Raw genomic sequence first — 13,403 nt, 5'->3', positions numbered from 1 at the left:
GTTTCCAGCGCTTGGCGGGCGACTGCCGCTCCTGCCACGACGCGCTGAAGAACTGAGCCCACCGGCGAGCGCCTCAGACCCCACAAGCCGCTTTTCTTCGCGAGATCGACCCATGTCCATCGCCCGCTCTCACCTGACCCGCGTCCTCCACCTCGCCGTGCTGCTGACGGTGGTCGAGCAACTGCTGACCAGCCTCGTCATGGAGCGCCCGCTGCCGGGCGAGGATCCTGACTGGCCGTTCGCGCTGCATCAGCAGGTCGGCCTCGTCGGCCTCGCCGTGCTGATGCTGTTCTGGCTGTGGATGCTAATCCGCGACGAGCGCGAGACGCCTCTGCAGCAGCTCTTCCCGTGGTTCTCGGCCGAGCGCCTGGCCGATGTGGCGGCCGACATTCGGGCGATTGTCCGGGCGCTCGCGGCCCTCAGGGCGCCGCCGCCGCATCTCGACGCGCTGTCGAGCGCCGTTCATGGCCTCGGGCTGCTGCTCGCCACTTTCCTGGCGATGAGCGGCGCCGTCTGGTTCGCCCTCTTTACCGGCACGCCCTATGGGCGCATCCTGCTGATGGCGCATAAGCTGGCTGGGAATGTGATGTGGGCGTATCTGATCGCGCACGCGTCGGCGGCGCTCCTCCATCAGGCGCGCGGCGACCGCATCTTCGCCCGCATGTTCTGGGTCCGTAGGCGGCGCCGCACCCATACGGCGCCGGCCGAATGAAAGTCCTCATCATCGAAGACGACGAGGACGGCGCGACGTTCCTCGCCAGCGGGATCGCCGAACGCGGCCATGAGGCGGACGTCGCCCGCAACGGCCGCGACGGGCTGGTGATGGCGACCGGACCGCAGCGCTACGATGTCGTCATCGTCGACCGCATGCTGCCGGAGCTCGACGGGCTCAGCCTGGTCAAGGCGATGCGCGCGGCCGGGTCGGCGACGCCGGCGCTGTTTCTGACTTCTCTCTCCGGCATCGACGCGCGCGTCGAGGGCCTCGAGGCGGGCGGCGACGATTATCTGGTCAAGCCCTTCGCCTTCACCGAGCTGATGGCGCGGGTGACCGCGCTGGCGCGGCGGCCGACGCTGGGCGCCGAGCCGACCGTGCTCGTCGTCGGCGATCTCGAAATGGACCTCATCCGCCGCACGGTGAAGCGCGGCGGGCAGGCGATCGACTTGCAGCCGCGCGAATTCCAGCTACTGGAGTTCCTGATCCGCAGCGAGGGGCGGGTGGTGACGCGCAGCATGCTGCTGGAGAAGGTCTGGTCGTTCCATTTCGACCCGCAGACGAATATCGTCGAGACTCACATCAGCCGCCTGCGGGCGAAAGTGGATCGCGGCCAGGCGACGCCGCTCATCCACACCCTGCGCGGCGCCGGATACACGCTGCGTGCCCCAAACTAGGCTGTTCCGCACATCGAGCTTTCGCCTCGCGGCGATCTACCTCGCGCTGTTCACGGTCTCGGTCGTCATTCTCGGGGCGGTTGTCTACGCGGTCGTCCACACCCAGATCGCCACGGAAATCGACCAGGACATCGAGGGCGAAAGCGCGGCGCTGATGAAGGAATATTCGGCGCACGGCCGCGACCGGCTGCAGGCGCTGATCGCCACGCGCGGCGGTTCATTCGCCTACGGCCTCGTCGACGCCAACGGCAAGCTGACCGCCGGAGAACTCGCTGCGCCGCCTGGCCCCGCCGGTTGGACCGACCTGCGCGAGCCGGAGAGCGACGAGCCGGACGGCGAAAGCACGGTCGACGTGCGTGCGCTGGTCACGCGTCTCGACGATGGCGGCGCGTTGATCGTCGCCGACGAATGGCGCGGCGCGCGCGGGCCGACCCATGCGCTGCTTTCAGCCTTCGCCTGGGCGCTCGCCGCGACGCTCGTCCTCGGCACGATCGGCGGAATGCTGCTCAGCTCGCAGGCGCTCAGACGAATTGAGGCGATGCGGAGCGCGGCGCAGGCCATCGTCGCCGGCGACTGGCGCCGGCGCATTCCCGAGACGGGCGCCGACGACGAGCTCGACCATCTCGCGCGCACCTTCAATCTGATGTTCGACCGCATCGAGTCGCTGCTCGAAGCGCACAAGGCCGTCGGCGCCGCGGTCGCTCACGATCTGCGCCGCCCGCTGACGCGCATGGCGCAGCGGCTCGAGACGCTGTTGAGCCGCGAGACGACGCACCCGGAGACCGCCGCCGCGATCGAAGCGGCGATCGCCGACATCCACGCCGTTCTGGCGACCTTCAACGCCATCCTGCGCATTGGCCAGATCGAGTCGGGCGCGCGCCGCGCCGGTTTCCGGCAGGTCGATCTCGCCGCGGTGGCGCGCGACATCGTCGAAGCGTTTCAGCCCGCCGCCGAGGAGGAGGGCAAGACGCTGACCGCCGAACTCGACGAGGGGCTGCCGCTGTCGGGCGACCGCGAGCTGCTGACGCAGATGGTCGCCAACGTGGTCGACAATGCGCTGCGCCACACGCCGTCGGGGACGCGCATCGTCGTCGCCAGCGCGCGACGCGGCGGCGGCGGAAGGCTGACGGTGAGCGACGACGGGCCCGGCGCGCCCGCAGCCGAGCGTCAACGCATTTTCGAGCGCTTCTTTCGCCTCGACGCAGCGCGCTCGACGCCCGGCGACGGGCTCGGTCTCAGCGTCGCAGCGGCGATCGCCGAATTGCACGCCATGGATTACGCCGCCGAGGACAACGCGCCGGGCCTGCGGATCGTCTTCGATCTGCAGAGTTAGGCGCCGCCCCGGCTTTGCGGCTTCCTTATGGTGGCGGCTCGAAGTCCGTCTCGATCCCTTATGCGCCGGCGCCGATACTCCTCGCGTCAGCGGAGTCGGCTTCGTGCGCAATTCGATCGTCGAAAACGCCGACACCGGGTTCCTCACGCCGGGCGCGTTCCTCTATCGGCTTGGATGGCTGCTGGTCGTGGTCCTGTCGGTCGCTGTGGCCGCGAACGGGCTCGCCTTGCTGGCCGGACTCTGAACGGGCGATTACCCCAGGAGCGTTTGATGTCGAATGTGACGCCGCGGCTGCCTCCGCGTCTCATCGTCGGCCAGGATTGTCATGCCCGGTGGGTCGTCCGGGATCGGCTCGGTCTGTGCGGCGGCTGGTTCGTCGATCGCGCCGAGGCGATCCGCGACGCGATGTTCGAGACCGGCGGCGCGCCACGCGCAGTTCGATTGGCGCCAGGCGTCGTCGAGCCGGACGTGTCGCTCGACGACGAGGCCAAGCCGCGCGCGCGTCCGCCGAGCGCGGCGTGAGGCGATCCGCCGCGGCCTTACAAGCGGCGCAATCGGCGATCCCAATCGCGGAAGGGGGGGGAAGGCGACGACCATGCTGCCCGCCGACGAAGACTATGCGCGCGCGCTGATGGCGCTTTTCGCCGCCGCCGGAACGCGGCCGGGCGAAAGCTTGCCCGCCGGCCGCATCGGCCACGATTTCATCGAACGGAACTTCGGCCGCGTGGCCGATTACGATGCCGCCCTCGCGCACGCGGTGGAGCGCGGCTGGGTCAAGATCGCGCTCGACCGCTTGCGGCTCACGCCGGCCGGATTTGCCGAATTGTAAGCGCGGCGCGGCTTTTCAGTTGACAAACGCGATAGAATGACAAAACTGAGCTGGGCGAACCTTTGATTAACGTCCCGCTGACGTGCTATTGAGGCCGACGCCCTTTCCTTCCGCGCGACGGCGACAGCCTCGCGTCAAGCTGCCGGAGTCGATCATGTCGCAAGCGCCGCACAAGCCGGAAACTCTCGCTCTTCACGCGGGATGGCGCGCCGATCCGAGCACGGGCTCGGTTGCGGTGCCGATCTACCAGACGACGTCGTACCAGTTTCAGAGCGCCGACCACGCCGCCAACCTGTTCGCGCTCAAGGAGCTCGGCAACATCTACACGCGCATCATGAACCCAACCAACGACGTGCTGGAGAAGCGCGTCGCCGCGCTCGAAGGGGGCGTCGCGGCGCTGGCGGTGTCGAGCGGCCAGGCGGCGAGCGCGTTGTCGGTGCAGAACCTCGCCCGCGTCGGCGACAATGTCGTCTCTTCGACCGACCTCTACGGCGGCACCTGGAACCTGTTCGCCAACACGCTGAAGGATCAGGGCATCGAAGTCCGCTTCGTCGACCCCGCCGATCCGGAGAACTTCCGTCGCGCCACCGACGCGCGCACCCGCGCCTATTACGCCGAGACGCTGCCGAATCCGAAGCTGACCGTCTTCCCGATCGCCGAGGTGGCGGCGATCGGCCGACCGCTCGGCATTCCGCTGATTGTCGACAACACCGCCGCGCCGCTGCTCGCCCGACCGTTCGACCACGGCGCGGCGGTCGTCGTCTATTCCTCGACCAAATATCTCGGCGGCCACGGCACCTCGATCGGCGGCCTCATCGTCGACAGCGGCAATTTCCCCTGGGGCGATTTCGCCGAGCGCCAGCCGGCGCTCAACACGCCCGATCCCTCCTATCACGGCGCGGTGTGGAGCGAGGCGGTCAAGCCGCTGGGGCCGATCGCCTATGTTCTCAAGGCGCGCGTCACGCTGCTGCGCGACATCGGCTCGGCGCTGTCGCCGTTCAACGCCTTCCTCACCCTGCAGGGAATCGAGACGCTGGCGCTGCGCATCGAGCGCCACAGCAAGAACGCCGAGGCGGTGGCGCAGTGGCTGGCCAAGCGGCCGGAAGTGGTCAAGGTGATCTATCCCTCGTTGCAAAGCGGCAAGGCGCTCGAGCGCGCGAAGAAATATCTCAAGGGCGGATTCGGCGGCCTAGTCGGCTTCGAGCTCGCCGGCGGGCGCGATGCGGGGCGCCGCTTCATCGACGCGCTGCAACTCTTCTACCACGTCGCCAACATCGGCGACGCGCGCTCGCTCGCCATCCATCCGGCGACGACGACCCACTCGCAGCTGTCTCTCGAAGATCAACTCGCCACCGGCGTGACCGAAGGTTACGTGCGCCTGTCGATCGGCATCGAGCACATCGACGACATCCTCGCCGACCTCGACCATGCGCTGAAGGCGGCGGGAACAGGAAGAATTGCGGCGGAGTAGGGCGCGCCTCAGGCGAGCGCCTTGGCGGCCATCGCGACCGACATGGCGGCGACGAAGCCGACGACGAGACGGCGCAAGGCCGTCTCGCTGACGCGCTGAGCGACGCGGGCGCCCGCGTCGGCGCCCGCCCACAGCCCGACAATCGCGCCGACGAGCGCCGGCCACGGCGCCGCCCAGCCGGCGCGCCAGTAGACGTAAGCTGCGGGCGCGGTCATCGGCAGCAGCGTCAGCGCGAGGGCGGCCATCTGCGCGCGCCGCTGCGGTGCGCCAAGCCCCGCGCCGAGACCGGCGACGATCGCCAGTCCGCCGCCGATGCCGAGAAACCCGGAAGAGACCCCGGCGAGCGCGCCGACGGCAAACAGCGCCGGCCGGGCGAGTGGCGGGCCATCGCGGCGCGGCGCATCGTCCTCTTCGCGGCGCGGCCTGCGCAGGATGAGCAGCGCGTCGAGCGCGATGAGATAGGCGACATAGGTCCAGCGCAACGCCGCCGCCGGGACCGCTCGCGGCGGCCGCCGCGCCGGCGATTCCGCCGGCGACGAAGCCGACGATCAGCGGCGCGAGCCAGCGTCTTGGGATCTTGCCGCCGGCCCGGCGATAACGTCTCAGTCCGGCGAGGCCGGTCGGCGGAATTTGCGCAATCAGCGACAGACCCTGGGCGACATGCTGCTCCGCGCCCATCAGCAGCGCCGAGAACACCGTCAGCGCCCCGCCCGGACTGACGCCGAGCAGCCCTGACGACAGGCCGCCGCCGAGGCCGACAACGAGGCCGAGCAAGAATTCGACGATTGTCGCCGTCACGGCCCGTCCCGCGGCTCAAGCGTCGGGCGCGCAGCGGGCGCCAGGCCGCGCAGCATGCGTTCAACAACTTCGGCGCAGGCGTCGAGGTCGACGGGTTCGCCCCAAACAACTTGCAGCGTGACGCCCTGGAACAGCGCGACGAGGCTGCGCGCCAAGGCGTCGGCGTCGACGTCCGGCGTGAGGCGGCCGGCGCTCTGGGCGCGCGCGACGAGCCCGGCGACGAGCGCGCGCGGAATGGCGATCCCTTCGACGACGCGCACGCGCACGCGCGGGCTGCGCAGCGCTTCCGCCCAGCCGTGGACGCCGACGCGGCGCCGCAGTTCAGCCGATGGGTCGGCGAGCGAAGCGGCGTAGGCGCGCGCGAGCGCGACCAAGTCCGCCAGCGGGTCGTCGCTCGCCGCCGCGGCGTTGAGGATCGCCTCGCGCGAATGGCGATCGTCGGCGAGCGCCTCGATGATGTCGTCCTTGCTGTGAAAGTAGCTGTAGACGGCGCCGTGACTCATGCCCGAGCGGCGGACGATCTCGGCCATGCCGACCTGGTGAAATCCATTCTCGGCGAAACACGCCAGCGCGGCCTCGAGGATGTCCAGACGGCGCGCCTCGCGACGGGATTGGCTGATTTTAGGCACGTGAACCTCAGCAAATAAACCGACTGATCGGTCTTTTATTGGATGCGGCGCAGCCGATCAACCACCGGCCGATCAGAATCGGCGATACCCGGTAGGCGCCGAAAGCGCCGCGCCCCGGCGAGGCGGAAGAAACCCTTCTTGCAAATCCCTGAAATCCCACGTTCGCCGGAAAAGCGGCGTCGCCTCTCCAGCGCGGCCGCGCGACGACGGTCAGCGCCCCGACATCGCTTCGGCCGCTCGCGCCAGCTTGCAAAACCCGGCGACGTCGATCTCCTCGGCGCGGCGCGTCGGATCGAGGCCGGCGGCGTCGATGAGCGCCGCGAGTTCGACGCCTTGGGCCGCGGCGAACGCTTTCAGCGATTGGCGCAGCATCTTGCGGCGTTGGCCGAAGGCGGCGGCGGTCGCCGCCGACAACAGGCGTCCGTCGCAGGGTTCGGGCCTCTCGCGCGGGATCAGCTCGACGACGCTCGAGGTCACCTTCGGCGGCGGCGTGAAGGCGGCAGGCGGCACGTCGAACAGCAGCCGCGCGCGCGCGCGCCAGCCCGCCAGCACGGCGAGTCGGCCGTAGTCTGCCCGCTCGGCCGGCGTCGCGACAATCCTGAGCGCGACCTCGCGCTGGAACATCAGCGTCAGCCGCTCATAGAACGGCGGCCACGGGTCAGCCTCGAGCCAGCGCGTCAGCAGGACGGTCGCGATGTTGTAGGGCAGGTTGGCGCAGATGCGGATCGGCGCCCCTTGTGCGGCGGCGACGAGCATCTCCGGCGCAGTCGTCAACGCGTCGCCGGCGATGATCTCCAGGCGACCCGGCCAGTGCGCGGCGATTTCGGCCAGCGCCGCAAGGCAGCGTTCGTCGCGCTCGATCGCGATCACCTTTCGCGCGCCGTGCGCGAGCAGCGCGCGCGTCAGGCCGCCGGGACCGGGGCCGATCTCGACCACGGCGATGCCCTCCAGCGGGCCGCTCGCGCGGGCGATGCGGCCGGTCAGGTTGAGGTCGAAGAGGAAATTCTGGCCGAGCGATTTCTTCGCCGCGAGGCCGTGCGCGGCGACGACTTCGCGCAGCGGCGGCAGGCCGTCGGCGGCGAGGCTCACGGCGCCAGACGCGCCGCGAGCTTCAAGGCGGCGATCAGGCTCGTCGGACTGGCGATGCCCTTGCCGGCGATGTCGAACGCCGTGCCGTGATCGGGAGACGTGCGCACGAAAGGCAGGCCGAGGGTGACGTTGACGCCGCTGTCGAAGGCGAGCGTCTTGGCCGGAATGAGGCCCTGGTCGTGATACATGGTCAGGGCGACGTCGTAGCGCGCGCGCGCCGCGGCGTGAAACATCGTGTCGGCAGGCAGCGGACCGACGACGTCGAGGCCTTCGGCGCGGAGCGTTGCGATCGCCGGCGCGATCGTTTCGATCTCTTCGCGGCCCATCGCGCCGCCTTCGCCGGCGTGCGGATTGAGCCCGGCGAAGGCGAGGCGCGGCCGCGCGACGCCGAAGCGCCGGGTCATATCGGCGGCGACGATTCGCGCGGTCGAGACGATGAGCTCGCGCGTCAGCAGCCGTGGCGCGTCCTTCACTGCGATGTGGATGGTGATCGGCACGACGGCGAGCGCCGGCGACCAGATCATCATCACCGGCTGCGCCTTGCCGCCCCATTCGCGCTCAGCGAGCGCGCCGAGGAATTCGGTATGGCCGGGAAACTTGAAGCCGGCGGCGTAAAGCGTCGCCTTAGCGATCGGATTGGTGACGACGGCGCGCGCCGCGCCGGACTTCACCGAAGCGACGGCGCGTTCGATCGACTCGAGCGTCGCAGCGGCGAAGTCTGGGCTCGGCGCGCCCGGATTCGCGTCGGCGCGGGCGGCGAGCGGCGCGACCGGCAGCGCGCGCGCAAAGGCGGCGGCGGCTTCGCCGGGCGCGACCTCGGCGATCGGCGCGGCGAGGTCGAGCCGGCGCGCCAAGCCCGCGAGCGCGACCGGGTCGGCGAAGACGAAGAAAGTCGGCGAGGCGGCGTCGCGAGCGAGCCAGGCGCGCAAGGCCAGCTCAGGGCCGACCCCGGCGGGATCGCCCATCGTCATGGCGAGCGGCGGGCGGACCGATTCGTCCCTCAAAGTGACCGTCCGCGCAGCCTTCGACGCGTCACTGGAGGCCGACCGAACCGCCGACCTCTCCGAGCGTACGCAAGGTGAGCTGCACCAGCAGCGTCTGATCGCGGACTGGCGGCGTGCCGGTGTAGACCGGATCGCTCGTCGTCGACGAATAGTGCACCTTCAGCGTCGTGCAGGTGTCGCCGTAAGTCAGTCCGAATGCGTAGTTCGGCGTATAGAGGCGCGGCGTCGATTGGCCCGGCTGGTCGTAATAGTGACGCGACATGTCGAACAGCACCGAGCCGTCGACGGTCCAGGCCTTGTCGAGCTTGTAGGAGGCGTTCGTGAGCAGGCCTTCGCGATCGTAGATATACCCGAGCTCCGGCTGCGCGGCGTAGCGGCCGTAATCGACGCTGGTGGCGAAGCCGCCGTAGGACGCGTTGGCGATCACGTCGAGACGGGTGAGGGCGAGAGTCGAATTGTCGAATTGCTGCTTGCTGGTCAGCGAGAAGCTCGACGAGAACGGCGCGACCGTCTCGCCGATCACGTAGTTGGAATAGCGCTTGTCGAGGCCGGACTCGAGCCCGGTATTGGCGGCGTCGGCGATCGTATAGGAATTCTGTCCGGCGAGTTGGATCGACTCGCCGCCGACGATATTGGCATAGCCGCCGTTGGCAAAGTTGGCGGTGTACTGCGCGCCGTAATTGAGGCGCGTGCCGCCTTCGATGCGGTCGTAGCCGGAGTATTTGTCCCATGCGAACAGATTGGTCTCGTCGAACACCAGGCTCTGCGCGTCCTCGTTGGGCTGCAGCTTCGGAATCACCTCGTTGGGGCGGACGATCAGCTGGGCGATCGGTTCGATGATCTGCTGGCCGAAGGCGGAGGTCGAGACCAGCGGATAGCGATATTCGAGGCCGACGCCCGGCATCGCCCGTCCCGCCGAGCCGTTGTCCTGGCTGAAATAGTTGGATTGACCCGAGTTATAGACCGAGTCGGCGCCGTAGCCGTAGGTGCCGGCCGTGTTGAGCGCCGTCGCCTCGCCATCAAGGCGGGCGAAGACGAACGGCGTCCAGGACTCGCCGAGCGGATCGATGAACTTGCGCTGCCACGAGACCTGCTCGGAAACGCGCGTGTAGTCGCCGGCGATGCCGCGCAGCAGGCAATCGTTGGCCGGCGAGTAGGAGCCGCCGGGGCCGCCGCTGGTCGTGCCGCCGGTGCGGTAACCCCCAACTACCGTGCCGCCTATCGTGCAGACGTCGTACAGGTGATAAGTCGCATCGAGGGCGTTGGCCATCGATGACTGGAAGGCCGCCTCCTCACGGGCGATGTTGACCGCGTTGAGATCGATCTTGATCTCGCCGCCGATTCCGCCGCTGGCGTCGGGCGAAACCGGGATCGTCTTGTTATAGTCGAGGACCGCCGCGACCGGCTGCTGGCGCTGATCTGCGGCGGCGGTCGTACTCTCGAACCGATAGCCGCTGAGATCGAAGAAGCCGCGGTCGGCCTGGCCGCGCAGGTAGACCGACGAGACGACGTCCTGCAGATAGTACTGCGACGGGTCGACGTTCTTGATCTTGTAGTCGTTGAGATAGAACGGGTCGGAGATCGCAGTGATGTCCCATCCCCAACGCCACTTGTCGTTGAGATAGAACTCGCCGTTCGATTCCAGCGAGCCACGGTAGCGACGGTCGCCCGAATCATACGGATAGACCGGGAACAGGTCGGGGTTCTGCTGGAAAATGCTGGTGAGCCGGATGTCGTATTGTCCGTTCTCCAGCCGTTGGCGCCACTCCGCATCGAGGAACGGACCCTGCGAAGAGAAATAGGTCGGCGTCAGGGTCAGATCGTAATTCGGCGCGAGGTTGAGAAAATACGGCATGGCGACGCCGACGCCGACGTAGCTGCTGCGGGTGAAGGTCGGCGCGAGCAGGCCGCTCTGGCGGGTCACCGTCGGATCGGGCGCGGAAAAATAGGGGATATAGGCGACCGGCACGCCGGCGACTTCAAGCCACGCGTCCTCGTAGTAGACGACGTGCGTCTGCTGGTTTTCGATGATCTTCGCGGCGCGGATCTGCCACAGAGGCGGCCGCTCCGGATGGGCTTTGCAGGGCTCGCAGGCGGTGTAGACGCCGCTGTTGAACACCGTCACCGTGCCCGCCGAGCGCTCGACGCGCGGCGACGTGAAGCGGGTGCGGTCAGTGCTGACCGACTCGACTCCCTCGGCGAAGCCGGCGGCGAAATCATCGGTGAGATCGAACCGCTTCGCGTAGGTGACGTTGCCCTTCTCGTCGGTCAGCTTGGCGCGACCCTCGGCGTAAAGGCGCTTGGTCGTGCGGTCGTAGACGACCCGGTCCGCTTGCAGCACACGGTGCTTGTAATAGAGCTCGACGCCGCCGACGGCGGAGACCGTGTTGTGGTCCTTGTCGTAGACGAGCTCGTTGGCCTCGACGACGAGCTTGTCGGGGTTGCGCGCCGCCGCTCCCTGAGTCGCCGCCGACTGGGCCAAAGCCGATCCGGCGACAAGGATGAGGGCCAGCCCCAGCGCCAGGCGCGCCAGCGCGCCGCCGCAGCGGCGTCCGCCAGCGCCGGGCGGGCTGACGGAGCGGCCCATCAACCGTCCTCCTGGTGCAGAAGCACGTAAACCCCAAACAAGCAGCCGACGACGGCCGGCGACCACCCGGCGACGGTCGCGCTGAAGAAGCCCGCCGCGCCCAAATCGTTGACCAATTTCGTCGCAACATAAAGCACGAAGCCGGCCGCGACGCCACCGGAAACCATCTTTTGCACGCCACCCATTCGGAAAAATCTTAATGAAAAGCAAGCGGCGACGAGAACCATCGCCGCCAGCATCAGCGGCAAGGCAAGAAGCTCTTGATATCTGAGGCTATATGCCGCCGGGTCGAGGCCCGCGCGGCGCATTTGTTCGGCCAGTCCCGGCAGCGCCCAAAATGACACAGTTTCGGGAGCGTCGAAAGCCTGGGCGATGTCGGACCGGGTGAGCGTGGTGGCGAGCAGATAGACGCCCGTCGACAGCGTATCGAAGCCGGGCGTGACGACCTTTGGGTCGGTCAAACGCCAATAGCCGTCTTCGAGCGTCGCAGATTCGGCGTCGACCCGCTCGACGAAGGCGCCGTCGGGTCCGAAACTGAAGACCTGGACGTGGATAAGGCTCGCTGGCGCATCGCCGCGGCCGTCGGCGTGCACGATCGATTCGCCGTCGACGCTCTTTTGGCGGATCCAGATCCCGGCCTTCGAGCTTGCCGCGGCGCCAAACAGCTTGGCCTCGATTCGGTCAGCCTGGCGCTTCATCGCCGTCGACGCCGGATTGTACAGCGAGGCGACGGCGATGCCGATCGCCGCCGCGACAAAGACCGGCGGCGCGAGGAATTGCCATACCGACACCCCGGCGGATCGCGCCACCACCAACTCGAGCTTCCGCGACAGGTTGAGAAACGAGATCATCGCGCCAAACAGCACGGCGAACGGCAGCGCCTGCTCGGCGACAATCGGGGTGTGCAACAGCGACAGCCAGGCCATCAGCGGCGCCACCGCGCCCGGCGTGTCGCCGGAGCGGCGCAGCATTTCAACAACGTCGATCGCGTAAATCAGGGCGAACACGCCGGCGAAGACGGCGGCGATCGTCTTGAAGAAGCGCCGGGCGAAATAGCGTCCGAGCGTGCCGGCGATCATGTTCGCCTCGCCGCGATCCGTCGGCGCGCGTCGGCGAGCGCCCGCTTCACCGGTCCGCCCAGGATCGAATCGAGGCAGAGGATGCTGGCGCCGATCGGCAGCGCCCAGGCGAGAATGACCGCGCGCAAGTCGCTGACGGCGAGCGAAGTGACCGCGACGCCGAGCATTCTCAGAGCGACGAAGATCAGGATCGCGACGGCGATCGCGACGCCGCGGCCCTGGCGCGTCGTGCGCGCTTCGCCCAGCGCCGCAAAACCGATCAGTCCGGCGGCGAAGGCGTAAAGCGGACTGGCGAAGCGATCCGTCAATTCGCTGCGGAACCGCCCAGCCATCTTTCGCGCTTGCTCGTCATTCGCGTTGTAGGTCAGCAGTTCGGCTGTCGAGCGCTCGCGCGGCCGCTTGACGACGTCGCCCCTGTGCATGAACTGCGACAGGTCGATCGCATAGTCGTCGAAGGTGACGATCGCCGAATCGCCGGAACTCTCCGGACGCTGGTAGGTGCCTTTCGACAGCACGAGATAGGTTTCGCCGTCCCGCGTGATGGTCTTGCCGACCTCGGAAATGTAGGTGGTGATGTGGGTGGGATCGCGGCGGTCCTGAATGAAGACGCCGCGCAGGGAGCCGTCCGGACCACGGTCGCGGAAGTGAAAGATGAACCCCGAGGTCAGTTCGTTGAAGGCGCCCGGCCGGGCGAAATTGGCGATGAAATCGGCGCGGACGAACGCCGATAGGGTCTCGATCGCATCGAAGCTCCACGGCATCACTTCGACGTAGAGCGCCGCCACCAGCGCGAACACCATCGTGAACAGGACGAGGAACGGCCGCAGCAGGCGCGCGGGCGAAATCCCCGCCGCGCTCATCACCACCAGTTCGCTGTCGCCGTTGAGCTTGTTCAAGCAGTAGAGCACGCCGACGAACAGCGCCACCGGCGCGATGATCGCCACCAGCGACGGCGTCGTCAGCCCCGTGAGGCTGAGAAAGACCAGCAGCGACTGCCCCTTGTTGGTGAGCAGATCGACCTGCCGCAGCGCCTGGGTGACCCAAACGATGCCGGTCAACGCCGTCAGACCCGCCAGAAACGCGTAAGCGGCGGTGCGGAAAACGTATCGTTCGACTCGCAGCATCCGGCCATCGAATTCCGTTGGCCGACCGGCGAATGTCGCCGATCGGCCGGTGGCTCGGCAGCGCTAGCGCG

General features: G+C 68.2%; 14 protein-coding genes. 7 read left to right on the top strand and 7 right to left on the bottom strand.

From position 1 onward, the window contains the following. Positions 1–112: 112 nt before the first annotated feature. From ABSF49_RS10195 to ABSF49_RS10165, 7 genes are all read left to right on the top strand, one after another. Positions 113–712: a cytochrome b/b6 domain-containing protein gene (locus tag ABSF49_RS10195; protein WP_424112541.1), complete on the top strand. Its 600-nt coding sequence runs from the start codon at positions 113–115 to the stop codon at positions 710–712. Further along, positions 709–1,389 (top strand): winged helix-turn-helix domain-containing protein, encoded by a 681-nt coding sequence (locus ABSF49_RS10190; protein WP_424112540.1) that lies wholly within the window; start codon positions 709–711, stop codon positions 1,387–1,389. Before ABSF49_RS10195 ends, ABSF49_RS10190 begins: the two co-directional genes overlap by 4 nt. Before the next feature lie 154 nt (positions 1,390–1,543). After that, positions 1,544–2,722, top strand: a complete 1,179-nt coding sequence (locus ABSF49_RS10185) for a sensor histidine kinase (RefSeq protein WP_424112544.1) — start codon at positions 1,544–1,546, stop codon at positions 2,720–2,722. Between the two features lie 103 nt (positions 2,723–2,825). Continuing rightward, entirely contained in the window at positions 2,826–2,966 is a 141-nt protein-coding gene (locus ABSF49_RS10180) for a hypothetical protein (protein WP_424112539.1), read from the top strand. Between the two features lie 26 nt (positions 2,967–2,992). Further along, positions 2,993–3,244 carry a hypothetical protein gene (locus ABSF49_RS10175; RefSeq protein ID WP_424112538.1) on the top strand — a complete coding sequence of 84 codons (252 nt, stop codon included), beginning with the start codon at positions 2,993–2,995 and terminating at the stop codon, positions 3,242–3,244. A gap of 73 nt (positions 3,245–3,317) precedes the next feature. Next, positions 3,318–3,551 (top strand): hypothetical protein, encoded by a 234-nt coding sequence (locus ABSF49_RS10170; RefSeq protein ID WP_424112537.1) that lies wholly within the window; start codon positions 3,318–3,320, stop codon positions 3,549–3,551. Between the two features lie 154 nt (positions 3,552–3,705). Beyond that, on the top strand, positions 3,706–5,022 hold the full coding sequence (locus ABSF49_RS10165) for an O-acetylhomoserine aminocarboxypropyltransferase/cysteine synthase family protein (RefSeq protein ID WP_424112536.1): 1,317 nt from the start codon (positions 3,706–3,708) through the stop codon (positions 5,020–5,022). Positions 5,023–5,030: 8 nt separating this feature from the next. Here ABSF49_RS10165 and ABSF49_RS10160 read toward each other — a convergent pair whose 3' ends face one another. From ABSF49_RS10160 to lptF, 7 genes are all read right to left on the bottom strand, one after another. Beyond that, the gene (locus ABSF49_RS10160) at positions 5,031–5,504 is read right to left on the bottom strand and encodes a sulfite exporter TauE/SafE family protein (RefSeq protein ID WP_424112535.1); all 474 of its coding nucleotides are present in this window, start codon (positions 5,502–5,504) and stop codon (positions 5,031–5,033) included. A 312-nt stretch (positions 5,505–5,816) separates the two neighbouring features. Beyond that, positions 5,817–6,449 carry a TetR/AcrR family transcriptional regulator gene (locus ABSF49_RS10155; protein ID WP_424112534.1) on the bottom strand — a complete coding sequence of 211 codons (633 nt, stop codon included), beginning with the start codon at positions 6,447–6,449 and terminating at the stop codon, positions 5,817–5,819. Between the two features lie 210 nt (positions 6,450–6,659). Further along, positions 6,660–7,538: a 16S rRNA (adenine(1518)-N(6)/adenine(1519)-N(6))-dimethyltransferase RsmA gene (gene rsmA, locus ABSF49_RS10150; RefSeq protein ID WP_424112533.1), complete on the bottom strand. Its 879-nt coding sequence runs from the start codon at positions 7,536–7,538 to the stop codon at positions 6,660–6,662. Then, entirely contained in the window at positions 7,535–8,509 is a 975-nt protein-coding gene (gene pdxA / locus ABSF49_RS10145; RefSeq protein WP_424112543.1) for a 4-hydroxythreonine-4-phosphate dehydrogenase PdxA, read from the bottom strand. The genes rsmA and pdxA overlap by 4 nt, the downstream gene beginning before the upstream one ends. Before the next feature lie 61 nt (positions 8,510–8,570). Continuing rightward, positions 8,571–11,129: an LPS-assembly protein LptD gene (locus tag ABSF49_RS10140; protein WP_424112532.1), complete on the bottom strand. Its 2,559-nt coding sequence runs from the start codon at positions 11,127–11,129 to the stop codon at positions 8,571–8,573. Continuing rightward, positions 11,129–12,208: an LPS export ABC transporter permease LptG gene (gene lptG, locus ABSF49_RS10135; protein WP_424112531.1), complete on the bottom strand. Its 1,080-nt coding sequence runs from the start codon at positions 12,206–12,208 to the stop codon at positions 11,129–11,131. The genes ABSF49_RS10140 and lptG overlap by 1 nt, the downstream gene beginning before the upstream one ends. Continuing rightward, positions 12,205–13,332, bottom strand: coding sequence for an LPS export ABC transporter permease LptF (lptF, locus tag ABSF49_RS10130; protein WP_424112530.1), 1,128 nt, complete (start codon positions 13,330–13,332; stop codon positions 12,205–12,207). Before lptF ends, lptG begins: the two co-directional genes overlap by 4 nt. Positions 13,333–13,403: the final 71 nt, after the last annotated feature.

It is taken from the genome of Roseiarcus sp., assembly GCF_049514155.1.
Taxonomy (GTDB): domain Bacteria; phylum Pseudomonadota; class Alphaproteobacteria; order Rhizobiales; family Beijerinckiaceae; genus Roseiarcus.
The sequence above is the reverse complement of the archived record's forward strand: the minus strand, read 5'-3'. Positions and strand labels throughout refer to the sequence as shown.

Coding starts and splice junctions, on each gene's coding strand:
- ABSF49_RS10190 (WP_424112540.1), top strand. CDS start 709: ATGAAAGTCCTCATCATCGAAGACGACGAGGACGGCGCGACGTTCCTC.
- ABSF49_RS10170 (WP_424112537.1), top strand. CDS start 3,318: ATGCTGCCCGCCGACGAAGACTATGCGCGCGCGCTGATGGCGCTTTTC.
- ABSF49_RS10175 (WP_424112538.1), top strand. CDS start 2,993: ATGTCGAATGTGACGCCGCGGCTGCCTCCGCGTCTCATCGTCGGCCAG.
- pdxA (WP_424112543.1), bottom strand. CDS start 8,509: ATGACGATGGGCGATCCCGCCGGGGTCGGCCCTGAGCTGGCCTTGCGC.
- lptG (WP_424112531.1), bottom strand. CDS start 12,208: ATGATCGCCGGCACGCTCGGACGCTATTTCGCCCGGCGCTTCTTCAAG.
- ABSF49_RS10165 (WP_424112536.1), top strand. CDS start 3,706: ATGTCGCAAGCGCCGCACAAGCCGGAAACTCTCGCTCTTCACGCGGGA.
- ABSF49_RS10195 (WP_424112541.1), top strand. CDS start 113: ATGTCCATCGCCCGCTCTCACCTGACCCGCGTCCTCCACCTCGCCGTG.
- ABSF49_RS10140 (WP_424112532.1), bottom strand. CDS start 11,129: ATGGGCCGCTCCGTCAGCCCGCCCGGCGCTGGCGGACGCCGCTGCGGC.
- ABSF49_RS10185 (WP_424112544.1), top strand. CDS start 1,544: ATGAAGGAATATTCGGCGCACGGCCGCGACCGGCTGCAGGCGCTGATC.
- lptF (WP_424112530.1), bottom strand. CDS start 13,332: ATGCTGCGAGTCGAACGATACGTTTTCCGCACCGCCGCTTACGCGTTT.